Raw genomic sequence first — 25,288 nt, 5'->3', positions numbered from 1 at the left:
GCTAAATAGCTTTTTTATTAATGGGTCACCAAACAAGCTTAGCTTTACGATTTGGTAAGCACTTTAGCCATACTAGGACAGGTAATGTCATTAGGCTTGTCAGCGCCATATCGGCTAGGGTGTGATAGCCTTGGTACAGCATCAATAAACAATAACAAACCATAGATATCACTGTGATACGTCTGACTTGTTTGCCAATCAATGCAAGGGTTGTGACGAACACCAGCGCCAAGGCTGTATGCGTACTATAATCAAGCCCAATTGACGCATAGGCTGCAAAATAAGCATCAAGAAACATTAAAGCATAGATATATATCGCGCCCAGTGAAGTGGTCATGCCCTCAATAAGCGCACTTTTTATCCCTAGACGACACGCCTTTATCAGTAGCCAAACCAGTGTCAGAATGCCCAGCAGAGGTATATATGAATCTGCGATAGCGTCCAGTTGTTGGTAAGTCACCTTTAAAATCCTACGTTTTCTTTATTATTCAATTGTGTATAGGTGTGTGGCAACTCACATGCCAGCACCGTTTACTCCCTACCCAGATTTTCAGGCTCTTCTTGCTGTAAATTTTCAGCTAAGCCAATTTCCCCAGCAAAAAATAGCACGCTACCGACTGCTGATAATGTTTCATTGCCCTCTCTTGCTGGAAAATAACCTGCTTTATTAACACTATCTGGCTCTATAACATTATTACAGACAACACTGGCGCAGCCTTCCTCCACTATCTTTTCTGGCGGAAAATCTGGCACATCGGCCAAACAATTTACCGCTAGCGTAGCAATAAAAGCAGATAAAACAGCACAATACTTCATTACCAGAATCAACCTATTTATCATTAATACATCAACTAGGACAATGATAAGCCCCTCGCGTTCAAACAAAAAGGGCAAAAGCCCTTTTGTTTGATTGAGGTTTGTTGTGAGATTAAGCCTGCTGGCGCGTCGCACAAACCACGATTTCGCGGATGCATACACCTTGAGGCTGCTGATAAGCATACTCAACAGAGCGGGCAACATCGTCTGGGGAAAGTGCTCCGCCCATTGACCCTTTCCAATCTTCGTAGCCATCAATAATATCGCTTGAGGTGGTGTGCGACAGTAACTCAGTTTCGACCGCACCTGGGGCGATAGTTGTCACTCGCACATTAAAGTCTGCTACTTCTTCACGCACATTTTCAGAAATGGCATGAACAGCAAACTTAGTACCGCAGTATGCCGCATGATTGGCAAATGATTTTCGGCCCGCAATTGAGCTGATATTAATAATGGTGCCCGTTTGACGAGCTTTCATAGGAGCCAATACCGCCTGCATCCCATTCATAAGGCCAATCACATTCACATCAAACATGGTTTTCCATTCAGCTGAGTCTTGGACATCAAGTGGGCTTAGCAGCATCACCCCTGCATTATTGACAATGCAATCGGTTGGGCCAAACTGCTCTTCCGCTTTAGCGATGGCAGCCTCAAATGATGACTTATCAGTTACATCGACTTTTTCACATAGGGTATTAGGTAAATCTAATGCCTGAAGACGGTCTACACGACGAGCAAGCAATAACAAAGGATGCCCCGCATCACTTAGACGACGTGCGATAGCTTCACCAATACCTGAACTTGCACCTGTGATAACGATTAATTTTTTCATGTTTCTCTCCAATGATTTATCCAATTGACAACATCTGTTGTTGCGATGGATGTATGTTAAGAAAAACATTGGTGTTGATATATAGCGCTTAAATCAAATTACTGTTGTTATATAGCAACAATAACTATGTACATAAGTAAAAGCCGTAGTCTGCTCACTTAAACAAAGGCGTAACCTGAACTATTAGAAATCACGCTCAAAGCATTGCTTGATAAAGTCGATAAAGGTTCGCAGGCGGATAGGTTGATATTTATCTCTATGATAAATGGCGGAGAATGGCACCAATGGAATTTGCCATTGCGGCAGAACACGAACAAGCTCCCCCTCACTCACGGCTTTCTCACAATACATAATAGGGGTACGAATAATGCCATTGCCGACAAGTGCAGAATTGATCATCGCATGACCATTTCTACTGACCAGTTGGCCCTCGATGGTGACATCATAATGCTCTTGGCTGTCTTGAATTGATTGAAAACTCCAGCGTGTGATTGAACCTATAAGGCAGCGATGCTGAGTTAAATCTCTAGGGTGCTTGGGGCTGCCATATTGCTCGATATAACTGGGGCTGGCTAGTGTCGCAATCTCAACATCCATCAGCTTTTTAGCAATAAACCCTGAGTCTTCCAACTCTCCCATACGAAAAGCGATATCAAAGTCATCTTGGATCAAGTCAACCCTATGGCTACTAAAATCTAGGTATATTTGTATTTGAGGGTATTGAGCCATAAACATAGCCACATAGTGAGAGATTATGCTTTCACCAATATACCCACCGACACAATTTACTCGAATTAAACCACGCACCTCTTGGGTATCATCAACCGCGGCAATCAAGGCTTGATCGATCTCGTTTAACGCTTTTTCGCATTGAAGGTAAAAACGCTCACCTGCATGGGTTAGCTTTAAACTGCGTGTGGTTCGCGTAAGGAGTGTTACCTTCATCTGTTTCTCTAGCGCACTGATCTGCCGAGAGACATGAGAGCGAGAAACAGACAGCGCCTCGGCCGCCTTGGTGAAGTTACCCAATTTGGCTATAAGCACAAAGGTTCGAACATCGGATAAGTTAATATTGTTTAGCATTAGGATCACCGCGGATTATTGTTGCCACATAGCAATAACGGTAAGATTGTATCTCCATACATCAACAATGTATGCCACTATCTTATCCATTAATGCTTTATCTGTTAGCTAGGGCTCCGCGATAAACAAGCTGAAAGAGTGTGACTCTATTGGCATTCAACCCGTGAGGGAATCCTTATCTCTTGGGATGTAATCGTTTCGCCCACTTCGATCATAACCGCTCCAACTCTGTCGTTTTTTAAAAAGACTTTGCTGCCATGATCGAACCCATAGGATGTAGAAGGGCTCATAATTTGAGTGGTGTGCTGCCGCTTAGTTTGGATAAATGAATGCCCATGACCGCATATAATATATTGAATATTTTCATTATTTAAAACAGAGGTCGCGACTTCTTTCTGGTTTTCTAACCCAATTTCATTGAACCAATCACAGTCATTTTCAAAAATGGGATGATGTATAACTATCGCCGTCTCTTGCTTGGCATGGTCAATTCTTTTAATGTCTTCACTGGCGACTCGACCCGCCCCTAGCATCATTGCCTTTTTCGGCTTTTTGCTAGAGTCAATAAACATGAAATTAAACCTCTCTATGGCTACCTGTTCAGCCACTTTTATCCATGTGTCTTTGAAAGCAGATGTCATCATGTCTATGCAGTCGTGATTACCCGCGATTGCGTATATATTGGGCGTAGTAATGTACTCAGAAATCAAACGAGAAAATGTTTCATATTGCTGTATGGACGGGCTTTCGCAAATATCCCCAGTGATAAATAGATAGTCAAAGTTTAAACGATTGATAAAGTCTAATGTATTCACCAACGCTTGCTTAGCGTTAGCTTTATTTAGATTAAAATGACAATCACTAATTTGAACTATGGTTTTCATTTCTTAGCTTCTCTATTTAATAAGCGACTGAAAAACCGCCACTAACTCGCGCAGGACTTTCTTTATTGCGGCCGATAGTAGCATGATAAGACGTTTATCATCTGACAAGTGAGCTTTTTAATCCATCTCTAGGATAATCAGTAAAAGCGAAATTTTAGAGAAACTCTAGATGGACACCTTACTAGTGTTTTACGTCTAAATAACTAGTGCTGCCTCCGCCAATAGAGTTGATGTAGCTATAGCATGCATTACTTTACAGCGGGATCACACTCTCCCTTTAAAGGCGTTGGATCAAGTGCCAATGCAACATATGTTTTGTTATATTTCCTTATAACAATTGGCTTCCTTACATCATAAGTACCCTGTTTAGCCTTATCCCAAAAACAAAGGTAAAAATTACCTTTCCGCTCTTCCAGTAACTTAAATTTATAAAACCAATACTCCCCATCCATTACTATCTCATCCGCTGTTATTTTGGGGCTCAAGAGAAATTCCATATGTTCTCTACCTTTAAAGTCAGGTAAATACTTTTCACCAAGGCTTCTTGGGTTCAATGATGTTTGTAATGGGGTCAGGTCTTGCCTTTTGCCACTCGTTAATTTTTGTATATCAAATCTACCGAATGTTTTTTGCTCAAACTTCGACACGTAACGCAGAAAGGGGCAAAAACACCCCAGTCCAAAGAACTACGCTAAGTTCCACCCTCTTCAGCAGCCCCCTGACCAAAGTAAAATTAAACCCAATAGCAGCAAAAAACGTTCAAATGGGTGTTATTTCGCAGCAAATAGACCGTTTCTTTCGGACTCGGTTGGAACACAGGATCGCAGGCTGGTTTGTAGCCAATCAGTGAACTTTTGCTCTGCTTCATCAGGTGTTTTCTCGAGGCCAAGTAAAATGTATTTATGACCAGATAACCCAAAGCCAAATGGAGCGACTAAATTGCCCCTTTTTATATCATCAACCACAAGCGGATAAGAACCTAAGGCTGCGCCAAGGCCTTCAACCGCAGCTTGAAAGCAAAAATAGAAATGCGCATAAGATTGGTGCACATTGTTTAACAGATGAGAGTAGCCATTGCTGGATAACCACTTCTCCCATGCGTGCGGCCTTGTTTGGCTATGAAGAAGTTTGGCGGTACTTAAATCGTTTTTAACTTGATGCCAATAGTGAGGCGCAAACACGGGCCCAACCCATTCATCCACCAAGCTTGTTTGCTTGTAGTCATGAATAAGCTCAAAGTCATCACGGCGAATGGCCAAAGATAACCCAGTCACCCCCAATAAAACCGGCCCTCCTGCTGTTGAGAGCCTAACATCTACCCCAGAGCTCATATAAAAGTCAGATAACCTAGGCATCAGCCAACGCATGGTCAATGTTGGCTCACAAGACACCTCTAAACACTGACTTTTTACCTGAGTTAGCTTGTTCACTCCGCTTTCAAGCGCTTGAAATGCTTGCTCTGTATAGCTTTTTAGTAACTCGCCTTCTTGGGTTAAATACACCTTTCGGCCTTGCTTATAAAACAAAGGCTGGGATAAATAACTTTCAAGCACTTTGATCTGCTTGCTTACCGCACCATGGGTAATATTTAACTTACTTGCCGCTTGGGTAAAGCTTGCTGAAGATGCCGCAACATGGAATACATGGAAGGCTTTTAAGTGCCTCATCTGTGAAGTTTTCTCACATTTAAACTGAAATCAATTCGATTATAGTCAGTCTAACAAACACATACAATGTGCGCTCACAACGTAGAATAAATCAAGTTTGGAGTGTATGTGGAAATTTTTAGTCTTGCCATTTTAGGTATATTAATCGTCATAAGCCCAGGTGCTGACTTTATTTTGGTGCTTAAAAACAGCCTTAATCAAGGCCGAATAGCTGGGATCTGGACAGCACTTGGCGTGAGCCTAGCCATTTGTGTCCACATCAGCTATTCCATGCTCGGAATAAGTTACTTAATCTCACAAAATGAATGGCTGTTTAATTTTGTCCGATATTTAGGCTCGGCTTATTTAATCTACCTTGGGATTAAAAGTATTTTTTATGCCAGTGATAAATTTGAAGCCATAGGAGAAAACCACCAAGAAGTGGCTACTTGGCGCTATTTGGTACAGGGCTTTCTGTGTAATGTGCTAAACCCTAAAACCATGCTGTTTTTCTTGAGTATCTTCAGTCAAGTTATTTCCTTAGATTCAGGCAATAACCAGTGGGCGTTAATCTATGGCGTCTACATGGTGGCTCTGCATGGAATCTGGTTTGGTATTATCGCGGTTCTTTTTACCTCCAATACCCTGCAAACACGCTTAAAAAGAGTTAAGAAAAGGCTAAACCAAGCCTGCGGAACGGGCTTACTCGCTTTAGGAACGCTGCTTGCTGTTAAGTCATAAGGCTAGGGATTGGATTGAAACATGATAAAAAAGCCCCTAAACGCCAAAGCGTTTAGGGGCTAAATCGATTAAAGGTTTGGTCTTTATCTTGTTACGGCGTGCAGTATGTTACGGCGTGTAGTAGGTTGCCGCGCCGGGGCCAACAGGTAGGCCGAACACGAATACCCATAGGTAGAAGAGTAGGCTCCAGCCAACGATAAAGCACAATGAATAAGGCAACATGGTGGCGATTAGGGTGCCAATACCGAGGTTTTTCATATAGCGGGTTGCAACCGCCAGAATAAGGGCGAAGTAGCTCATCATAGGCGTGATAATATTGGTGGTCGAATCACCAATACGATATGCCGCTTGAATGGTTTCTGGCGCGTAGCCAACTAGCATCAACATAGGCACAAAGATAGGCGCCGTCACCGCCCACTGAGCTGAAGCTGAGCCAATCATCAAGTTAATAAAGCCGCACATCAAAATAAAGGCGAAGAACAACATAGGCCCTGTTAAACCAATCTCTTGCAAAAAGCTTGCACCCGACACGGCAAATACTTGACCAAAGTTGGTCCACTTGAAAAAGGCGACAAACTGGGCGGCGAAAAACACCAGTACAATGTACATCCCCATTGAGGACATCGACTTTGACATGGCATCAATCACATCGCGGTCAGTTTTCATTGTGCCGACAACTTTGCCGTAAACTAGCCCTGGAACCGCAAAAAAGACAAAGATAAAGGCGACGATACTTTTCAAAAATGGAGAGCCCGCCACTGTGCCAGCATCGGAGCGTAAAATGCCATCGGCTGGCACTATAGTCCAAGCGATCAATGCACACACAACCAAAACTGCAAGGCCAGCGCGTTTCATGCCTTTTTTCTCAACCTCGGTTAACTTGCCCAATGAGTCGTGAGATAAGTCTTCTGAGGCTTCATCTTGGTTGTATTTACCAAGTTTAGGCTCAACAATTTTTTCAGTAACAAAGGCGCCCATTGCAGCAATAAAGAAAGTTGAGACAAACATGAAGTACCAGTTTACTTCAGGGCCTACCGTGTAGCTTGGGTCTATCAATTGCGCGGCGGTTTCTGTGATCCCAGATAACAAAGGATCGACCGTACCAATCAGCAAATTAGCCGAATAGCCGCCAGAGACACCGGCAAAAGCGGCGGCAAGGCCAGCTAAAGGATGTCGACCCAAAGAATGAAACAGCATAGCGGCAAGAGGAATAAGAACAACATAACCAAGCTCAGAAGCCGTGTTAGAGATAATGCCAGCAAAGACAACGGTGACCGTGACCATGCGCTTTGAAGCGCCCATCACCATACCGCGCATCACAGCAGAAAGTAGCCCTGAGTGTTCGGCAACTGCAACACCCAATAAGGCAACAAGAACGGTTCCAAGCGGCGCAAAACCAACAAAGTTTTTCACTAAATTGGTAACGATTAACTCTAGGCCATCGGCATTAATAAGGCTGACAACATGGATCATGCCGTCTGCCGCTCGCCCTTTTACACCTTCTGGTCTTGGGTCAGCAACCGAGAGTTCAAAAAAACCAGCAATGCCTGATGCGACCAATACAGAGGCACAAAGGATCACAAATAATGTGATGGGGTGAGGCAGTAGGTTGCCTAGGTACTCGACAATGTCTAAAAAGCGCGTGAATATCGGCTTTTTAGGTGAGTTAGGTGTAACTGAAGCAGATGACGTCATCTGATCCCTCCTTGTTAGTTTCTCCTGCGCTTTGTAACAATTTTCCAACAAAGCCTGCGAAGATTACTCAACAAAGAAATCAATTAAAAGTCGTAAATGTAACAAATCGTTAGTCTGATCATGATATCTCAGGGAATAAAACCCTAAAATTAGTGATATAGCCCATATAATCGACAATAATCAATATAATCAGTTACACCACTAATTTTGTTTATTTAGCGCTGAACCGCTTTAAAACGTGGGTTGGCCTTGCAAATCACATACAGCCGCCCTCTTCGCTTTACGATTTGACAATCAGGGTGACGTTTTTTCGCGCTCTTTAATGATTTCAGTACTTTCATTTACTCGTTTCCTTTAGAAAACTGGCCAAATCGACGCCTAAAGTTCGCCACTCGACCTTCTTGATGGATCACGCGCTGCTTACCTGTGTAGAAAGGATGAGATTTAGATGACACCTCAACCGTAAAATAGGGGTAAGTTTTGCCATCTTTCCACTCAATAGTGCGATCGGTTTGTAAAGTTGAACCAATCAAAAAGTATTCATCAATACTGGTGTCATGGAACACCACGGTTCGGTATTCTGGGTGGATATTGTCTTGCATTATTAACTCTCAAATAAATTGTTATGTTATAACATAATTTATGATAACCATTCTCATTAATCATTGCTAGCGTTTTTTATGTTAGCTTTACGCCACCCCTATTTTTAGAGAAAAGCCATGTATTCTGTAGAACCTATCGGTTTTATTGAAAGCCCATACAAAGAGAAGTTTGCCGTTCCTCGCCAGCCGCGGCTTGTGACTGAGGCTCGCTCTAGAGTTCGCTTAATCAACGCCGCCAATACTCCAGAAGCGGTAAGAGAGCTGGATCAGTTTTCACACCTTTGGCTGCTGTTCTTGTTTGATCAAAATTTAGAGGCTGGCTGGAAACCGACAGTGAGGCCACCAAGGCTGGGTGGAAATCAACGCGTCGGCGTGTTTGCGTCTCGCTCAACATATAGGCCCAACGGCATAGGTATGTCTGCAGTTGAAATGAAAGGGATAGATCAAGTTGGTGAGCAAGTTTATCTTGATCTTGGCAACGTTGATCTCGTCGATGGCACGCCCATTATCGATATCAAACCTTATATCCCCTACTCTGACTCGATAGAGAGTGCTCATGGTGGCTACGCTGAAGCAGCACCCGTCACACTCGCGGTAAGTTTTTCACCAGCGGCGACCGAGCAGTTAACCAAGCACCGCGATACTCAACATGTAAAAACCGTCATAGAGCAGGTATTAGCGCAAGATCCACGGCCAGCGTATAAAAAAGGCAAGCAAGATAGTAAAGAATACGCCGTCAATCTATTCGATTTGAACGTCAAATTTAGCATAAGCGACAACTTAGTCACGGTTACTGCAATTGAGTACTTTTGACAAAGGCGTTTGACTGATATTATAGGCGGCTATTTATTTCCCTGATGGGGATTCTCTCCTCCTGTCCTTCTTGGCTGGAGAAAATAACTTTAATAAACGGATAAAATTAATGCGTACCAGTAATTATCTTCTTTCTACTTTGAAGGAGACTCCAAACGACGCAGAAGTTGTGAGCCACCAGCTCATGCTACGTGCAGGTATGATCCGTAAGCTGGCTTCAGGTTTATACACCTGGCTACCTACTGGTCTTCGTGTACTGCGTAAAGTCGAAAACATCGTTCGTCAAGAGATCGACAATGCAGGCGCAGTCGAAACGTTGATGCCCGTTGTTCAGCCGTTTGAACTTTGGGAAGAGACAGGCCGCAGCGAAAAGATGGGCCCTGAGCTACTTCGCTTTACTGACCGCCATACTCGTCCGTTTGTTCTAAGCCCAACCGCTGAAGAAGTGATCACTAGCCTAGTGCGCAATGAAGTTAGCTCATACAAGCAGTTGCCGCTTAACTTGTACCAAATCCAGACCAAGTTCCGTGATGAACGCCGCCCTCGCTTTGGCGTGATGCGCGCACGTGAATTCTGCATGATGGATGCCTACAGCTTTGATATCGACAAAGAAGGCCTACAAAAGTCTTACGACGCTATGCATGACGCCTACTGCAAAGCATTCGATCGTATGGGCCTTGAATATCGCCCTGTGCTTGCCGACTCCGGTGCTATTGGCGGTAGCGGCTCACAAGAATTCCATGTGCTGGCGGAAAGTGGTGAAGATCTTATCGCTTTCTCGACAGAATCGGACTATGCAGCAAACATAGAAAAAGCCGAAGCTGCGGCGCCTTCTGGCGAGCGCGCACAACCGACTCAAGAGATGACGCTGGTTGATACACCGAATGCAAAGACCATTGCCGAGCTTGTAGAGCAACATGGCTTAGCAATTGAAAAAACGGTTAAAACACTGTTTGTCAAAGCATCTGAAGAAGTGGATGCCGATATCATCGCACTTATCATTCGCGGCGATCACGAGTTAAACGAAGTCAAAGCAGAAAATCTTCCGCAAGTGGCTGCTCCTTTAGAAATGGCGACTGAAGAAGAAATTCGTGCGCTAGTCGGCGCAGGGCCTGGCTCTCTCGGCCCAGTAAACCTAAGCCTGCCATTTATCGTTGATCGCACCGTTGCGGTAATGAGCGATTTTGGCGCTGGTGCTAACATTGATGACAAGCACTATTTTGGCATCAACTGGGGCCGTGATGTTGAGCTTGGCCAAGTTGAAGACTTACGTAACGTAATCGAAGGTGATCCTAGTCCATGTGGCAATGGTACCTTGATGCTTAAGCGTGGTATCGAAGTGGGCCATATTTTCCAGCTTGGTAACACATATTCTCAAGCAATGAACTGCGGCGTACTTGGTCCTGACGGTAAAAATGCCATTTTAGAAATGGGCTGTTACGGTATTGGTGTATCGCGTGTGGTTGCTTCTGCTATCGAACAAAACCACGACAAGTATGGCATCATCTGGCCAGACGCTCTTGCGCCTTTCCAAGTGGCTATCGTTCCAATGAACATGCACAAGTCGGAAGAAGTAAGAGAAGCCGCTGAAAAGCTTTATCAAGAGCTCTCTGACATGGGCATCGAAGTCCTATTTGATGACCGCAAAGAGCGTCCAGGTGTGATGTTCTCTGATATGGAGCTTATTGGCATACCTCATACTGTCATAATTGGCGATCGCAGCATAAAAGAAGGTAACTTCGAATATAAGAACCGTCGCACTGGAGACAAGACTCCGGTGGCTATGGCGGAAATCGTCGCTCACCTAAAAGCGCAACTTGCTTAAATCTTAGTAAGCAATAAGCAAAAGGCTGATGGTAATACATCAGCCTTCTTAGTTTCTAGCAATGATGCTTATTCTAGAGGCTCAGTCGGTGCTTGGCATTTCACTTTTTTCTCAGCAAAAGGCACATCGATTAATTGCTCGGCATTGCCATCGGCCAATTCTCCGCAGTGGAACAAACCAAACTCTCCGGGCTTCATTCGGTGCCATTCCTCATTATCAGTCAGAGGCTGAGTGGCAATAACAGACACCACATCATTTGGCGTCGTTTCTTCCTGAAAGTTTATCTCTACATCTTCATCAATCAAAGACGCTTTACCAAATGGCGCTCGGCGGGTAATCCAGTACAAATGGTTAGTACAATAGGTCATCACATACTCACCATCAGACAAAAGCATATTAAATACGCCCTTCTCACGCAGCTTGTCACAACACTGAGCGATAAACTTAAAGACACTCGCCATGTCTTGAGGTGGCTGCGGGTACTTGTCTTCCATTTGCTTTAGTAACCAACAAAAAGACAGCTCACTGTCGGTTTGGCCAACGGGACGGTGGCGCCCTGTCACTAAATCTTGGTAATCACATAGCTGACCATTGTGAGCAAAGGTCCAATAACGTCCCCACAACTCACGCGTAAAAGGGTGCGTGTTTTCAAGATTCACCGCACCGCGATTTGCCTGACGTATGTGGCTGATCACAGCGCAACTTTTGATTGGATAGTTTTGGACTAGTTCGGCAATTTTGGAATCACAACTTGGGTTAGGATCTTTAAAATTACGAAAGCCCTTCCCTTCATAAAAGGTAATGCCCCAACCATCACGATGCGGGCCAGTATTACCGCCGCGTTGCATCAATCCAGTAAAACTAAAACAAATATCAGTCGGCACATTGGCGCTCATTCCGAGCAGTTCACACATAGCTCAAGAAGCTCCTTATAAAACAGCAATACCAGTGATTAACACTGGTATTATATAAGTTCAATTAACCCTTAACCATTTACAATGATTACTTTTCCATCTCTTTTTCGATTAACTGAATCACTATGTGGATGATCTTGATGTGCACTTCTTGAATGCGATCAGCATAGCCAAAGTGAGGGACACGAATTTCAATATCCGCAAGCCCCGCCATCTTGCCGCCGTCTTTACCGGTTAGTGCGATGGTTTTCATTCCTTTAGCTTTCGCCGCTTCAATTGCCTTTAGAATATTGCCTGAATTACCAGAGGTTGATAAACCAAACAAGACATCGCCAGTAGAGCCAACAGCTTCAACATAACGAGAAAAAACATGGTCGTAACCAAAGTCATTACTCACGCAAGACAAATGGCTAGGATCTGAAATCGCAATGCCTGGATAGCCAGGGCGGTTCTCACGGTAGCGGCCTGTTAGCTCTTCAGCAAAATGCATCGCATCACAATGTGAGCCACCATTTCCACAAGAAAGCACTTTGCCACCTTGTTTGAAAGAATCAGCGAGCATCTTGGCTGCTGCTTCGATTTGAGCAATATTTTGTTCATTACTCAAAAATGCATTCAGTACGTCAGCAGCTTCCGTTAATTCTTTTTTGATCAAATCCTGATACATAGGTTGTTCTCTAATTATTGGGTCTTCAAAGGTCGATGTTTTTATCGACGTAGTTATAGTCAGAGTTTACTCAAACAATCCTCAGTGTCGATAGCTGCCAGCAAACAATTCCATTTTTATCGTGCTTCTGCGCCTAAAAAACCCGCTCCCCTCTTCATTTTTAGGTTTTTTACTCTACTAAGATCACTTTTCAAGCACATTTGTGTTTTACATTTATTTAATATTTTTATTACACTCTTACTGGTTGGACCTCTACCTGCTTTACAGCGTATAAACAGATAGTAACGCTGAACAAGGAACATAAATTATGGACACTTTGCTTTCTATACTTGGATTTTCTGCTGTACTGGCAGTCTGTCTATATAATCGAACAGCCTTGATCAAATCGATGGCTGCTCTTACCGCAACCTTATTATTACTGTCAGTCTTTGGCGCTGCAGGTTCAGTTAGCTGGATCCTTTTCATAGCATCAGCGGCTGTTCTTACCATTCCCTCGATACGTCAGTCACTGATCAGTAAAAAAGCGCTGACTGTATTTAGAAAAGTGCTCCCTGAGATGTCACAGACAGAAAAAGAAGCACTAGATGCAGGGACGGTTTGGTGGGAAGCAGAGCTGTTCAAAGGGAAGCCAAATTGGAACGCGCTGCATGATATTCGTGCGCCCGAGCTCAGTGCTGAAGAACAAGCATTTCTCGACGGTCCAGTCAGTGAAGTCTGCGCCATGGTCAATGACTATCAGGTGACTCATGAACTAGCAGACTTACCGCCCGAGGTATGGCAATACTTAAAAGACAAAAAATTCTTTGCCATGATCATCAAGAAAAAGTATGGCGGTTTAGAGTTTTCGGCTTACGCTCAATCTCTCGTTTTGCAAAAGCTTACTGGCGTGTCATCGGTTCTGTCTTCAACCGTTGGCGTACCAAACTCACTTGGTCCTGGCGAGCTTCTTCAACACTATGGAACCAAAGAACAAAAAGATCACTACCTGCCAAGACTTGCTGAAGGTAAAGAGATCCCATGCTTTGCTTTAACCAGCCCAGAAGCAGGATCCGATGCCGGCTCAATTCCAGACTTTGGCATAGTGTGTAAAGGGGAGTGGGAAGGAAAAGAAGTGCTAGGTATGTGCCTAACATGGAACAAACGCTATATCACATTAGCACCTATTGCTACGGTGCTTGGTTTAGCCTTTAAGCTGCGTGACCCAGAGGGGTTATTAGGTGACGAGCAAGAGGTAGGCATCACATGTGCACTTATCCCAACTAATCTCAAAGGTGTGGAAATAGGTAACCGACATTTCCCGCTTAATGTACCGTTTCAAAATGGCCCTACGCGTGGTGAAGATCTCTTCGTCCCATTAGATTTCATCATCGGTGGCCCTAAAATGGCAGGCCAAGGCTGGCGTATGTTGGTTGAGTGTTTGTCAGTCGGACGTGGTATTACACTTCCTTCAAACTCAACCGGTGGCATCAAAACCGCAGCGCTAGCCACAGGGGCATATGCACGTATTCGTCGCCAATTTAAACAGCCTATTGGTCAAATGGAAGGGGTTGAAGAGCCGCTCGCTCGTTTGGGTGGTAATGCCTATGTCATGGATGCCGCGAGTAATCTTACTGTTGCCGGAATCGACCTTGGACAAAAGCCTTCGGTTATCTCTGCAATTGTTAAATACCACTGTACCCATAGGGGTCAGCAAAGCATCATAGATGCCATGGACATAGTTGGTGGTAAGGGTATCTGTTTAGGCCCATCAAACTTCTTAGCTCGCGGCTACCAAGGCGCACCAATAGCAGTGACTGTTGAAGGTGCCAATATACTGACCCGTTCAATGATTATTTATGGGCAAGGCGCAATTCGCTGTCATCCATATGTACTTGAAGAAATGGATGCCGCTTATTCTCAAGATTCAGATGCGCTAGATAAATTTGACGCCGCCTTAGCAGGCCACGTTAGCTTTACTTTGAGTAACCTAGTACGCAGCTTCTGGTTAGGTCTAACAGATGGCCGTTTTTCATCGGCTCCAGTCAAAGACTCGACCAGTCGCTACTATCAACAGCTTAATCGTTACAGTGCTAATATTGCCTTTCTATCTGATATTTCAATGGCGGTATTGGGCGGTACCTTGAAGCGTAAAGAAAGACTTTCTGCCCGTTTAGGTGACATCCTCAGCCAGCTTTATCTAAGCTCTGCAACATTGAAACGTTTTGATAGTGATGGTCGTATTGCAGATGACTTGCCTTTATTACACTGGGGGCTTCAAGACAGTCTCAAGCAAGCAGAAATGGCGATCGATGAGCTGTTGGCTAACTTCCCCAATAAATGGCTAGGAAAAACGTTAAGGGTTGTGATTCTTCCTTTTGGTCGTATTAGAAAAGCACCGAGTGATCAGCTTGATAGTGAAGTAGCGCGAATTCTACAAACACCATCGGCCACACGTGAGCGTTTAGGACGTAACCAATATTTCCAAGCAAGCGAATTTAATGCCGCTGGTAAAGTTGAACAAGCGCTGCATATCATTTTGCAAGCTGAGCCTGTGTTTAACAAAGTATGTCAAGCGATAGACGAACGACGTCCATTCTTACGACTGGATCTCATCGCAGATCTTGGCTTAGAAAAAGGCATCATAGACTCAGACGATGCGCAGTTACTACGCGATGCTGAGCAGCACCGTTTGTATGTGATCAACGTGGATGACTTTGACCCAAAGGACTTAGCTGCGACACCCAAGGAGGGTTTTCCTCTAATGGATGAAGTGGCATAAAACAACCAACAAGGGCTGCCTCGGCAGCCCTTTCTTTTATTATCGTACTTGCACTATTTCTTAGGCATCTCTAACTGCATTTCAGGCATTTCTTCTTTCTTCGGTCTGAGTTTGAGTTTGAGTTTACCGATACCAAAGTACATTGCCAGGCCAATAAGGATCACAACTATATTGGCTACCGCAATCATAATCATGGTCTTGGTACGCTTTTCTTCTCGCATCTCAAGCAAACGCATTTCTTCCATTAATTTCTGCTGTTTCAACCTCTCTTCTTCCTGAAGTCTACGAGTTTCAGCAATATCAACTTCTTGAAGAACACTGTATGTCTGCTTTTGTATTGGAAAATAGAGCGGTCGACCAGAGCCTAATTCGGTTGCAAAAGCTTGCCCCATCCAAGAGTAGTTGCCAATATCGCCGTTATATGGAATCGGTATTAACACTCTATCAGCATCTTCAGCGGCACTTTTTGCCACCACATCTTCTTTCCCATTTGGCGATATGTGCTCGATTTGAGCCGCAATACTACCGGGCTCAATCATGCCCTTTTCACCAGAAACCGCCACCATGTGATCTTTACCTTCAAAACGGCTTTGAATAAAAGTGGTTTGTATCGGCGTTGGATAGACCAAGACTTCTTGCTCTTGAGCTCGCAGGAAAACACCATTGCCTGAGGTAATGCGAACGCGGTATTTGCCCGGTTCAGGAGTGATATTGAGTGACACAGTAAAGACGCCATCTCCAGCCACTTCATCCAAACCAATACCATTATCGGCAAAATCACCAATTTTATGAGCGATCGGTCTTGCCTCTTTGATCAGTGACGCTTCATTCTCAACGTACTTAGTGAAAGTAACCAAGAGATTGACTCTATCTAGAAAGTCTCTCATCACGAGTGGCTGATCATCAGAAGAAATACGCGCGGTGAATTTAATTTGCTCTCCCTGAAACAGCCGAGATGGCATTCTTTCCGTGGTGAGAGCGAGGTGAGAGATCAGGACAATTTTATTTTTGGGGGTAACTTTACCTACGGCCTGCCATGGCCCGGGCATCGGCTTATCGATAGAGATAATGTCCATCGCGGGTTCTTGATACCAGCGCACATTATCCGGCTTACGCCATGCATAATATTTCTTGCCGTCTGGGCGCACCAAAACCACAGGTCGTGAAGGTTCAGCTCGGTAGACGACAAAAGTGATTTGCTCAATGGTCGGATCGACTCGAAATCGATTATCAAGCAGAGTCATTGAAGATTCCTCAGCATAAACAAAGGCACTGGCTAACAAACCAAGTAAGGTAAACCAAATCTTCAACATTTCTTCTCCTACTGACGCCAGAGGCAGCTGCCGCTCTCCTCCACTAGGTCTAAACGATCACTGTGTGCTTTTAGTTCATCGGCCGTAGCCCGGATAACCTTTAGCGATTTTCGTCCACCAGACACTCGTTTTATAGACTCTCCTCCCAATCCACCATCTGCCGATTGACTTGAGCTAAACTGCAACGATGTCTGGCCACCTGTCATCAATAAGTATACATCGGCCAAAATCTCGGCATCAAGCAAAGCGCCGTGAAGCGTGCGGTGCGAATTGTCTATTCCGTATCGGTCACACAATACGTCGAGATTATTACGCTTGCCTGGGAAGATTTTCTTCGCCATCGCAAGAGTATCGGTAACTCGGCAGTAGTCATGAGTCTTACCAATTTTAGGATCTAATAATGAAAATTCATGGTCCATAAAACCGGTATCAAAGGGCGCATTGTGCGCGACCAGCTCGGCCCCGTGAATAAATGCCAGAAACTCTTGGTGAACATCGCGATATTCTGGCTTATCGACCAGAAATTCGTCCGTGATACCGTGAACTTCAATCGCATCCGGTTGAATGGCACGATCTGGCTTTAGGTAGACATGAAAATGGCGTCCAGTCAGCTTACGGTTGATAATTTCAACCGCACCGATTTCTATAATGCGGTGGCCTTGATAATGAGGGCCACCTTCTCGATTCATACCGGTTGTTTCGGTATCGAGAACCACAATACGACTGTGATTGGAATTGTTGCTGGTATTCATAACAAATTGTGTGTCAGACTATACAAATTCTACGCTTACTCCAATAGTATCAAATCATGACGAAACTGGTGGAAATTTTCACAGATGGATCTTGCCTGGGTAATCCGGGACCGGGCGGCTATGGTATTGTGCTTCGCTACAAACAAGTCGAAAAAACACTCAGTCAAGGTTTTACCCTGACTACCAACAACCGCATGGAAATGATGGCGACCATAGTCGCACTGCAAAGCTTAAAAGAACCTTGCAAGGTCATACTCACCACTGATAGCCAATATGTGAGGCAAGGCATCACTCAGTGGATCCACAATTGGAAAAAGCGCGATTGGAAAACCTCAGATAAAAAACCAGTTAAAAATGCGGATCTTTGGAAGGCTCTCGATAAAGAAACCGCTCGCCATGATATCGACTGGCGCTGGGTAAAAGGTCATGCTGGCCATAGAGAAAATGAAATGTGTGATGAATTAGCCCGCACCGCAGCTGAAAACCCAAGCGAAGAAGACACAGGTTACCAACCAAGTTAATTCAGTTACTTACTGGATATTTTATAGTTGACGCTAACCGGCGTCAGCTTACGTTTTAGTTTCCAGTGAGGTTTTATGGGCTTAAGAGGGTAACTTCTTTTGCGTGCTACGATAAAATACAAACTCCCCATAGGTGAAGCCCAGTCTCCTAAGCTGTTTTCAAGCCAAGTCCACATAGTGCGGTAGGTTTCCATCGGAAACAAAGCGTATTGATCGCAATCTAAAATTTGGTAATTAAGAATATTAAGCCAATCCTTAATTCTGCTCGGGGTGAACATACGCCCACTCCAAGGTAAATTATTTTTTCGCCAAGGCATTAGACTCGATAACCCAGTCAAGCTAACTGGGTTAAAGCCCGTGATAATGATGTATCCATCATCAATCATCACACGGTCCACCTCGCGCAGCATTCGATGCGGATCATTGCAGTAATCAAGCTGATGCGCTAATACAACTACATCAAAGCTTTTTTCGAGAAAAGGTAGGTTGAACCCATCAGCGATGACATTATGGAGAGGGTTCTGAATATCAAGGTGAACTTGATGTTGAATATTACAATTAAAGCTGGTTAACTCGCAGCTGAGCCCTCCCAGCTTAAGCATATGATAGCCAAATAGTTTTGGGCACCATTCATCAATGCGCGTTTGTATTGATTCACTAACCCATTGGCCATTCTTAAGCTGAGACCATGAATGAGGCTTTTCAAGCTTCTTAAAACTTCGTGCTGGCTTCATACTTAACCTGCTTTACTCTTGGGAACCGGAGAAACAACCATGTTAGATATCAAAAGCATACCTGCATTCAATGATAATTACATCTGGCTGATTGAAAATAGCGATCAACATTGTGCTGTTGTTGATCCAGGAGATGCTGCCCCTGTAATAAGATATCTAGAACAACATAATTTAACCTTAGATGCCATTTTAATCACACATCATCACAACGATCATATAGGTGGGGTACCTGAACTGGTCAGGCAATTTCCACACATTGATGTGGTAGGCCCAGCCAATGAACCCGTTCCCACATTGACTCATGCTGTCGAAGCGGGCGAACAAATTGAATTGTTTGGCGAAATATTCTTAGTATTAGGGCTTGAGGGCCACACCAAGGGGCATATTGGCTATGTTGGAGACGGCAAACTCTTTTGTGGTGATGTGCTCTTCTCAGCGGGCTGCGGCAGAGTCTTTGAAGGCACTATGTCTCAAATGCATACATCGTTAAACAAACTCATGACCTTAGCAGAAGAAACCAAGGTCTACTGCGCTCACGAATATACCGCCAGTAATGTCGCATTTGCTCTCGCCGTAGAGCCAGATAACCCCATACTCCACCAATATCGTGATGAGGTAAATCGCCTAAGAGCACAGAATAAGCCCACTCTGCCAACAACAATCGGTAAAGAAAAACACATCAACCCATTTCTTAGAACAGATCAACCGAGTGTTATTCGATCCGTCGCCAACCGCACATCGAATACCGACTCTCTCGCTATTTTTACCGCACTGCGTGAATGGAAGAACGAATTTTGAGGCGTTGTAACTTGTCACCACGGTATTTAGACAAGTATTATCAGCAGCCAACAAGCAAAAGGGTTGTGAAATGCGAGTAAAACATAGCTGGATATTAGCCTTACTGCTGACGGGATGTCAGCTAACCCAGCAAACAGAAAACCAAGTATCACCGTCTCAACATACCAATCATTCTTCTGAACAAACATCAGATCAGGTTACAAATAAGTTGGAGAGCGATAGTGGACCAGAGCTATCTCCCCAGTCTCAAGAAAATCTTTGGCAGCGTATTGCCCTGCAGCTTGAACTGCCTGTCTCAAATGACAAGATGGTCGACTACTACCGCAATTGGTACCTAACACACCCCAAGCATTTAGAAACTGTCTCAGAGCGAGCACAGCCATTTTTATACCTGATTACCGAAAAAATTGAACAGCGAGGCTTACCTTTAGAGCTAGCATTAGTTCCAATTGTCGAAAGCTCATTTGATGCTTTTGCCTATTCGCATGGTCGTGCTGCTGGACTATGGCAGTTTGTTCCAGATACCGGAAAGTACTACGGATTAACACAAAACTATTGGTATGACGGCCGCCGCGACGTATCAGCTTCAACTGATGCGGCTTTAGATTACCTTAGTGCGTTAAATGACCGTTTTGACGGCAACTGGAATCATGCCATCGCAGCTTATAACAGTGGTGGCGGTCGAGTATCCAGTGCGATTCGTAAAAATCAAAGACTAGGCAAACCGACTGATTTCTTTTCGCTTGATCTGCCAGAAGAAACCAGTGGATATGTGCCAAAATTAATGGCTTTAGCCGACATCATCGCCAATCAGGATAAATATGACATAGATATCCCGACAATTGCCAACAAACCCGTGGTAGAGCTCATCGACCCTAAAGAGCAACTCGATCTCGCTATCGCTGCCAGTTATGCCGACATTAGTGTCAAACAAATACAAGCGTTAAACCCAGCATATAACCAATGGGCAACCGCTCCTAATGGTCCGCATCAATTGCTTATACCTGTCAGCAGCCTAGATAGATTTCAAGATAACCTAGCCAAAAATCGCGGAAAAGGCATGAAATTGGTGCGATATAAGGTGAAATCAGGAGATAGTTTAAGTGCCCTTGCCGAGCAATATAATACCACCACTAAGGTGATTAAAAATGCCAATAACTTAGCGGGCGACTCGATTAGAATCGGGCAATTTCTTATGATCCCAACATCGACCAAAAACGATGCCGCCTATATTTTTAGTGCAAGTAATAGATTAGCCAAGGCACAAGCTAGATCACGGGGCCAGTATAAACTCACGCATACGGTACGCTCTGGTGATAGCCTTTGGACCATAGCCCGCGCTAACAAGGTATCTCATCAAGCTCTGGCAAAATGGAATGGCATGAGCCCGAAAGACACTCTGCGAGTAGGACAAACCTTAGTGATCTGGAAAAATACGTCCGAGGGAGCCATCATTCGTACCGTTTTTTATAACGTCAAAAATGGCGACACTATCAGTGCTATTGCCAACAAATTCAAGGTCAATTCAAAAGATATTGTCAAATGGAATGACCTCAGTCGACAGAAATACCTGCAACCAGGCCAAAAACTCAAACTGTACGTTGATGTCACCAAAGTCAGTGTATAACTCTCTATATTTACTGACTTTCCACCTAAGATTGAGGTTTCACTACATCAGTTAGTTCGAAGTAAGCTTCAATAGGGTTATGATCAGAAGCATCAGTGATTGGTGCTTCTGCTCTTATAAAGTTCAGCCCTCGATAAAAAACATGATCTAATGCGTGACCAGTAATAAACTGAGTTCGGTTATCAGGAGAGTAGTTCGCTTCGATGAGACCGAGCTGATTTAAAGCCTGTTCAATCACTGCGATACGCGCCTCACTCCAACTATTAAAGTCACCCGCAACTATGACTGGGCCGCTGTGCTGCTCAACCAAACCTATCAAGGTATCAAGTTGATTCTGATACTCTTGGGTACCATAGGTAAAATTGACCGCGTGGATATTAATAACCGCCAGCAGTTGTCCATTTGAAAGGGGATAGGTGGTATAAAGTGCTGATTTAGGCAAGCGGAGCCAAGGCTCTAACTCTGTGTAAGCACACGCTTTTTGCGGCGTGGTTTGAGATAAACTCAGCACTCCAACACTGGTATCAAATATCTCAAACGCATCCACCTGATACGAATACCAACGCTGAGATTTAAGCCAATTTTTTAATTCGACCGTTAAACGAGATTCTTGTAGCAAGACCAAGTGTTTATCTTTAGCGAAAGACTGCAAACTTTGCTGCCAATTGCCGCGATTTTGTTTATAAATATTCCATACAAGCAGGTTTAGTTGACCATTATCATCAAGTTTGCGATTCGATGTTTTTTCTACACAATATTGAGAAAATGCCTCATTTGATCGCGATATCAAGGCAATTTTAGGCTCGCTGGGCAGAGAAAAGATGGAGTCAAACGCAATGACCCCAGCCAACCCTATGCCCGTTAGACCAAGCAAAAACCACTTAATCTTCATTCAAGGTACCAATAGAAGTCATGCTATGACGATCAAATCGCCTCTTCATCCTCTTCACCTGTTCGTATACGAACAACACGTTCAATATCGGTAATAAAGATTTTACCGTCACCAATTTTTCCCGTCTGAGCAGTATCAATGATGGTATCTACACATTGTTCTGCTACATCATCTGTGACCGCAATTTCCAGTTTCACTTTAGGTAAAAAGTCCACCATGTATTCGGCGCCACGGTAAAGTTCAGTATGCCCTTTCTGTCGGCCAAATCCTTTCACCTCTGAGACAGTCATACCTGTAATACCTACCTCAGCCAGAGCTTCTCGTACATCATCTAATTTAAATGGTTTAATAATGGCTTCTATTTTTTTCATCTTCATCCCTTAATCATCAAAAGCGTCTTTATTATCCCATGGTCAATAAACAATAAAAAGCCCAAGCGAATTAAGACCATCCACCTTATGACATATTCATAACACTTTAGCGACTGGTGTAAGAAAAAGAAAGGCAAATAGCCCGTTGCTCGGGCTAGGTTGTTTTTTTACTTTAGGCTACTTTAAACTGGAGTAATAAGCCGCCAAATTTGCAATGTCCGAATCACTTAACATGGCCGCTTGAGCTTGCATAACAGCAGCAAGTCCCCCATTGCGTTGTTTGTCTTTATACGCTTTAATCGAGGAAACAATGTATTGCTCATTTTGCCCTTTCAGGTTTGGATAACCGGGAATTACCGCAATACCATCTGCGCCGTGGCAAGCCGCGCAAACCGCTGACTTAGCTTTACCAGCAGCGATGTCTCCAGCAGCAAAAGCTGAGCCGGAAATAAAACTTATCCCGATCAAGATTCCCATTAGCATTTTTTTCATTGCGCTTCCTTAGTGTATCCACTGTTTTTATGTGTGTTTATATAAAGAATCTTTACATATCTGGTACGAATTTGTCCCAAACAAGTTCACAATCTTGGCCGACAAAATCCGCATCAATAAAAACGCCGGCTACCGCCACAACCTGTTCACCACACATAAGAATCGGTAATCGACGCCTTAACCAACTCGGTACATGGTACTCTTGGAATAACTTTTTGAGTTTACGGCTATGGCGACGCCCGCAAGGCTTAGCACTTAATCCCTGAGGTTCAAAAATGATACGAAGCGGTAAGTTTGAAAGAGCTGCTTTAGATAGTGTTCCAGAGTGACTATGCTGCAGCTTTATACGTCCTAAACAATCAGGCAAAGTTAGCTCGCAATCAAACTGAATTTCGTGGTGCCAATGTGACAAGTCTTGCCATTGTTCAACAAGGTATAATCTGTGATTAAACCGGCGAACCTGCCCTTTTGCTAAAGACAAAATAGGATTAGCATCATTGCGGCTCATGGCGACCTCATGCCACATCATATCAAGCTGATCGCGACTTGGCATCTTAGCTTGCAGTTTGTTAAGCCACATCCTTAGCACCCGTGCTCGCACTAAAGGCGACATTGCTGCTAACTGAGCAATATCGATAGACTCATCTTGATATACAGATTTTTCTAGGTGCTCAGATAATAATTCATCGAGCAGTGACTCCTGCTCTGCGCAAAGCTCTGCACTTCGCTGTACAGACTTGGTAAAATGAGGCCATCGCTCTGTGAGACAAGGGATCACTTGGTGGCGAAGAAAATTACGGTCAAATCGAGTATCTTGATTACTCTCATCTTCTACCCAAGCAAGGTTATGCATTTGAGCATAAGACTCAACCTCTTCCCTACTTGCTTGCAGTAGTGGGCGAACTAACTTTGCATCAGCATATGGCGAACATTGAGCCATGGATGATAAACCTTTAGGACCGCTTCCTCGCTTTAATGCGAGAAGGAAAGTTTCTAACTGATCATCCCTGTGTTGGCCAGTGAGCAGCAAGTCTCCGCAGACTAGATGGGATTCAAGTGCTTGATAACGAGCTTCCCGCGCACTTTCCTCAATGCTTTTACCTTGCTTTTCTAACCTGACTTTCTCTAAGTGAAAAAGCACACCTTCTTCAATACACCATAATTGGCATTGCTTAGCCCAATGGTCAGCATTAGAACTCAAACCATGGTGGACATGTATGGCTATACAAGGCTTTTTAAACTCTTTTTGGTAACGAGCAGCCAAGGCAAGCAACACTCTAGAGTCAACTCCGCCACTAAGAGCAACGACAAGCCGCTCTTCTGATGAACCATATTGACCAATGACCGACGAAAAGTGCTGGTATAAATCCATATTAAAAGAAACCGTTTTACTACAAAGATAAGAGTGTCTATTTGAGTATACTGGCCTTTAAGCCTGCATTTTGGCTCAAACAATCGACCTGCTTAGTTTAACATCAACAATAAAAAAGGCCGAACCTCAGTTCAGCCTTTATTCTCTATTGCGATAGTTTAGCAATAGCCATAATTCATTAGGCGTTGGTAACGACGCTCTAGTAAGGTGTCATTATCGAAATGAGTAAGCTCATTGAGCTGTCTTACTAAGGTTGCTTTCATGTTCGCTGCCATTTTAACATGATCACGGTGTGCGCCACCTAAAGGCTCTTCAATAATCTCGTCGATCAGCTCAAGCTCTTTTAAACGTGGAGCAATCAGTCCCATTGCCTCTGCAGCCTGAGGAGCTTTGTCTGAATCTCTCCATAAAATGGAGGCGCAGCCTTCAGGTGAGATAACAGAATACGTTGAGTACTGCAGCATATTTACGTAATCACCAACACCGATAGCAAGTGCACCACCAGAGCCACCCTCACCAACGACATTACAGATCACTGGTACTTTAAGCCCTGCCATCACTTTTAAATTTTTCGCGATCGCTTCAGACTGACCACGCTCCTCTGCTCCAACGCCAGGATAAGCGCCAGCAGTATCAATAAAAGTAATGATCGGCATGTTAAAACGCTCTGCCGTTTCCATCAAGCGAAGTGCTTTGCGATAACCTTCTGGCTTTGGCATACCAAAATTACGCTTCACTTTCTCTTTCGTTTCACGACCTTTTTGGTGGCCGATGATCATCACTGGACGACCATCTAAGCGGGCCATGCCGCCAACAATGGCTTTATCATCAGCATAAGCACGATCGCCAGCCAGTTCTTCGAACTCTGTAAACACATGCTCAATATAATCCAAGGTATAAGGACGTAAAGGATGACGAGCTAGCTGAGCTGTCTCCCATGCTCCTAGATCGCTGAAAGTTTTCTTTTTAAGCTCCAAGCTTTTCTTTTCTAACTGCTCAATCTCTTTGTCTAGATCAACACCAGAATCACCACCGTGGCGAGAAACACTTCTCAAGGCTTCGATCTTAGCCTCTAATTCAGCAATAGGCTTTTCAAATTCTAAAAAGTTCAGGCTCATCTATAGATCCTTTCTTATTCGG

General features: G+C 44.0%; 27 protein-coding genes. 7 read left to right on the top strand and 20 right to left on the bottom strand.

Going from position 1 to position 25,288, the window contains the following annotated elements:
* Nucleotides 1-25 precede the first annotated feature (25 nt).
* The 7 genes from AAFM34_RS00350 to AAFM34_RS00320 form a co-directional block, all read right to left on the bottom strand.
* The gene (locus AAFM34_RS00350; RefSeq protein ID WP_341658838.1) at nucleotides 26-460 is read right to left on the bottom strand and encodes a hypothetical protein; all 435 of its coding nucleotides are present in this window, start codon (nucleotides 458-460) and stop codon (nucleotides 26-28) included.
* A 71-nt stretch (nucleotides 461-531) separates the two neighbouring features.
* Nucleotides 532-816 (bottom strand): hypothetical protein, encoded by a 285-nt coding sequence (locus AAFM34_RS00345; protein WP_341658835.1) that lies wholly within the window; start codon nucleotides 814-816, stop codon nucleotides 532-534.
* Nucleotides 817-928: 112 nt separating this feature from the next.
* A complete protein-coding gene (locus tag AAFM34_RS00340; protein WP_341658834.1) occupies nucleotides 929-1,648 on the bottom strand; it encodes an SDR family oxidoreductase in 720 nt (239 codons plus the stop codon).
* 183 nt (nucleotides 1,649-1,831) lie between these two features.
* Entirely contained in the window at nucleotides 1,832-2,731 is a 900-nt protein-coding gene (locus tag AAFM34_RS00335; RefSeq protein ID WP_114786607.1) for a LysR family transcriptional regulator, read from the bottom strand.
* Nucleotides 2,732-2,877: 146 nt separating this feature from the next.
* A complete protein-coding gene (locus AAFM34_RS00330) occupies nucleotides 2,878-3,615 on the bottom strand; it encodes a metallophosphoesterase (RefSeq protein ID WP_341658831.1) in 738 nt (245 codons plus the stop codon).
* A 248-nt stretch (nucleotides 3,616-3,863) separates the two neighbouring features.
* Nucleotides 3,864-4,262, bottom strand: a complete 399-nt coding sequence (locus tag AAFM34_RS00325; RefSeq protein WP_341658829.1) for a hypothetical protein — start codon at nucleotides 4,260-4,262, stop codon at nucleotides 3,864-3,866.
* 123 nt (nucleotides 4,263-4,385) lie between these two features.
* A complete protein-coding gene (locus AAFM34_RS00320; protein WP_341658827.1) occupies nucleotides 4,386-5,282 on the bottom strand; it encodes a LysR family transcriptional regulator in 897 nt (298 codons plus the stop codon).
* Between the two features lie 108 nt (nucleotides 5,283-5,390).
* Between AAFM34_RS00320 and AAFM34_RS00315 the strand changes: the two genes are divergently transcribed.
* Entirely contained in the window at nucleotides 5,391-6,002 is a 612-nt protein-coding gene (locus AAFM34_RS00315; RefSeq protein ID WP_341658825.1) for a LysE family translocator, read from the top strand.
* Nucleotides 6,003-6,110: 108 nt separating this feature from the next.
* On the opposite strand, the gene AAFM34_RS00310 is transcribed toward AAFM34_RS00315, so the two are convergent.
* From AAFM34_RS00310 to AAFM34_RS00300, 3 genes are all read right to left on the bottom strand, one after another.
* Complete coding sequence (locus tag AAFM34_RS00310) at nucleotides 6,111-7,697, bottom strand: AbgT family transporter (protein ID WP_341658823.1); 1,587 nt, start codon at nucleotides 7,695-7,697, stop codon at nucleotides 6,111-6,113.
* Nucleotides 7,698-7,912: 215 nt separating this feature from the next.
* Entirely contained in the window at nucleotides 7,913-8,038 is a 126-nt protein-coding gene (ykgO, locus tag AAFM34_RS00305) for a type B 50S ribosomal protein L36 (RefSeq protein ID WP_114786599.1), read from the bottom strand.
* Complete coding sequence (locus AAFM34_RS00300) at nucleotides 8,039-8,299, bottom strand: type B 50S ribosomal protein L31 (RefSeq protein ID WP_114786598.1); 261 nt, start codon at nucleotides 8,297-8,299, stop codon at nucleotides 8,039-8,041. It abuts the gene before it with no gap.
* Nucleotides 8,300-8,416: 117 nt separating this feature from the next.
* Here AAFM34_RS00300 and tsaA point away from each other — a divergent pair, with 117 nt between their 5' ends.
* Both tsaA and AAFM34_RS00290 read left to right on the top strand, forming a co-directional pair.
* The gene (gene tsaA, locus AAFM34_RS00295) at nucleotides 8,417-9,112 is read left to right on the top strand and encodes a tRNA (N6-threonylcarbamoyladenosine(37)-N6)-methyltransferase TrmO (protein WP_341658820.1); all 696 of its coding nucleotides are present in this window, start codon (nucleotides 8,417-8,419) and stop codon (nucleotides 9,110-9,112) included.
* A 109-nt stretch (nucleotides 9,113-9,221) separates the two neighbouring features.
* Nucleotides 9,222-10,937, top strand: coding sequence for a proline--tRNA ligase (locus AAFM34_RS00290; RefSeq protein WP_341658818.1), 1,716 nt, complete (start codon nucleotides 9,222-9,224; stop codon nucleotides 10,935-10,937).
* 68 nt (nucleotides 10,938-11,005) lie between these two features.
* On the opposite strand, the gene AAFM34_RS00285 is transcribed toward AAFM34_RS00290, so the two are convergent.
* Nucleotides 11,006-11,851: a class II glutamine amidotransferase gene (locus AAFM34_RS00285; protein WP_341658816.1), complete on the bottom strand. Its 846-nt coding sequence runs from the start codon at nucleotides 11,849-11,851 to the stop codon at nucleotides 11,006-11,008.
* 88 nt (nucleotides 11,852-11,939) lie between these two features.
* A complete protein-coding gene (gene lpcA, locus AAFM34_RS00280) occupies nucleotides 11,940-12,518 on the bottom strand; it encodes a D-sedoheptulose 7-phosphate isomerase (protein WP_114785266.1) in 579 nt (192 codons plus the stop codon).
* A gap of 307 nt (nucleotides 12,519-12,825) precedes the next feature.
* On the opposite strand from lpcA, the gene fadE reads away from it, so the two are divergent.
* Nucleotides 12,826-15,276 carry an acyl-CoA dehydrogenase FadE gene (gene fadE, locus AAFM34_RS00275; RefSeq protein ID WP_341658814.1) on the top strand — a complete coding sequence of 817 codons (2,451 nt, stop codon included), beginning with the start codon at nucleotides 12,826-12,828 and terminating at the stop codon, nucleotides 15,274-15,276.
* Between the two features lie 53 nt (nucleotides 15,277-15,329).
* On the opposite strand, the gene AAFM34_RS00270 is transcribed toward fadE, so the two are convergent.
* Nucleotides 15,330-16,589: a TIGR03503 family protein gene (locus AAFM34_RS00270; protein WP_341658813.1), complete on the bottom strand. Its 1,260-nt coding sequence runs from the start codon at nucleotides 16,587-16,589 to the stop codon at nucleotides 15,330-15,332.
* Nucleotides 16,590-16,597: 8 nt separating this feature from the next.
* Nucleotides 16,598-17,341: a DNA polymerase III subunit epsilon gene (gene dnaQ, locus AAFM34_RS00265; protein ID WP_341658811.1), complete on the bottom strand. Its 744-nt coding sequence runs from the start codon at nucleotides 17,339-17,341 to the stop codon at nucleotides 16,598-16,600.
* 56 nt (nucleotides 17,342-17,397) lie between these two features.
* Between dnaQ and rnhA the strand changes: the two genes are divergently transcribed.
* Entirely contained in the window at nucleotides 17,398-17,862 is a 465-nt protein-coding gene (gene rnhA / locus AAFM34_RS00260; protein WP_341658809.1) for a ribonuclease HI, read from the top strand.
* Between the two features lie 5 nt (nucleotides 17,863-17,867).
* Here the strand turns inward: rnhA and AAFM34_RS00255 are convergent, their stop codons facing one another.
* Nucleotides 17,868-18,596, bottom strand: coding sequence for a class I SAM-dependent methyltransferase (locus AAFM34_RS00255; protein WP_114785244.1), 729 nt, complete (start codon nucleotides 18,594-18,596; stop codon nucleotides 17,868-17,870).
* Between the two features lie 39 nt (nucleotides 18,597-18,635).
* Between AAFM34_RS00255 and gloB the strand changes: the two genes are divergently transcribed.
* On the top strand, nucleotides 18,636-19,394 hold the full coding sequence (gene gloB / locus AAFM34_RS00250) for a hydroxyacylglutathione hydrolase (RefSeq protein WP_341658806.1): 759 nt from the start codon (nucleotides 18,636-18,638) through the stop codon (nucleotides 19,392-19,394).
* A 70-nt stretch (nucleotides 19,395-19,464) separates the two neighbouring features.
* A complete protein-coding gene (locus AAFM34_RS00245; RefSeq protein ID WP_341658804.1) occupies nucleotides 19,465-21,021 on the top strand; it encodes a LysM peptidoglycan-binding domain-containing protein in 1,557 nt (518 codons plus the stop codon).
* A 25-nt stretch (nucleotides 21,022-21,046) separates the two neighbouring features.
* Here the strand turns inward: AAFM34_RS00245 and AAFM34_RS00240 are convergent, their stop codons facing one another.
* From AAFM34_RS00240 to accA, 5 genes are all read right to left on the bottom strand, one after another.
* Complete coding sequence (locus AAFM34_RS00240) at nucleotides 21,047-21,913, bottom strand: endonuclease/exonuclease/phosphatase family protein (RefSeq protein WP_341658802.1); 867 nt, start codon at nucleotides 21,911-21,913, stop codon at nucleotides 21,047-21,049.
* A gap of 32 nt (nucleotides 21,914-21,945) precedes the next feature.
* Nucleotides 21,946-22,284 carry a nitrogen regulatory protein P-II gene (gene glnB, locus AAFM34_RS00235; protein WP_341658800.1) on the bottom strand — a complete coding sequence of 113 codons (339 nt, stop codon included), beginning with the start codon at nucleotides 22,282-22,284 and terminating at the stop codon, nucleotides 21,946-21,948.
* Nucleotides 22,285-22,461: 177 nt separating this feature from the next.
* Nucleotides 22,462-22,776 carry a cytochrome c gene (locus AAFM34_RS00230; protein ID WP_341658798.1) on the bottom strand — a complete coding sequence of 105 codons (315 nt, stop codon included), beginning with the start codon at nucleotides 22,774-22,776 and terminating at the stop codon, nucleotides 22,462-22,464.
* Between the two features lie 52 nt (nucleotides 22,777-22,828).
* On the bottom strand, nucleotides 22,829-24,148 hold the full coding sequence (gene tilS, locus AAFM34_RS00225) for a tRNA lysidine(34) synthetase TilS (protein WP_341658796.1): 1,320 nt from the start codon (nucleotides 24,146-24,148) through the stop codon (nucleotides 22,829-22,831).
* 158 nt (nucleotides 24,149-24,306) lie between these two features.
* On the bottom strand, nucleotides 24,307-25,266 hold the full coding sequence (gene accA / locus AAFM34_RS00220; RefSeq protein ID WP_341658794.1) for an acetyl-CoA carboxylase carboxyl transferase subunit alpha: 960 nt from the start codon (nucleotides 25,264-25,266) through the stop codon (nucleotides 24,307-24,309).
* Nucleotides 25,267-25,288: the final 22 nt, after the last annotated feature.

Source organism: Vibrio sp., assembly GCF_038138445.1.
GTDB lineage: Bacteria > Pseudomonadota > Gammaproteobacteria > Enterobacterales > Vibrionaceae > Vibrio.
This window is presented reverse-complemented; position numbering and strand designations above follow the sequence as displayed.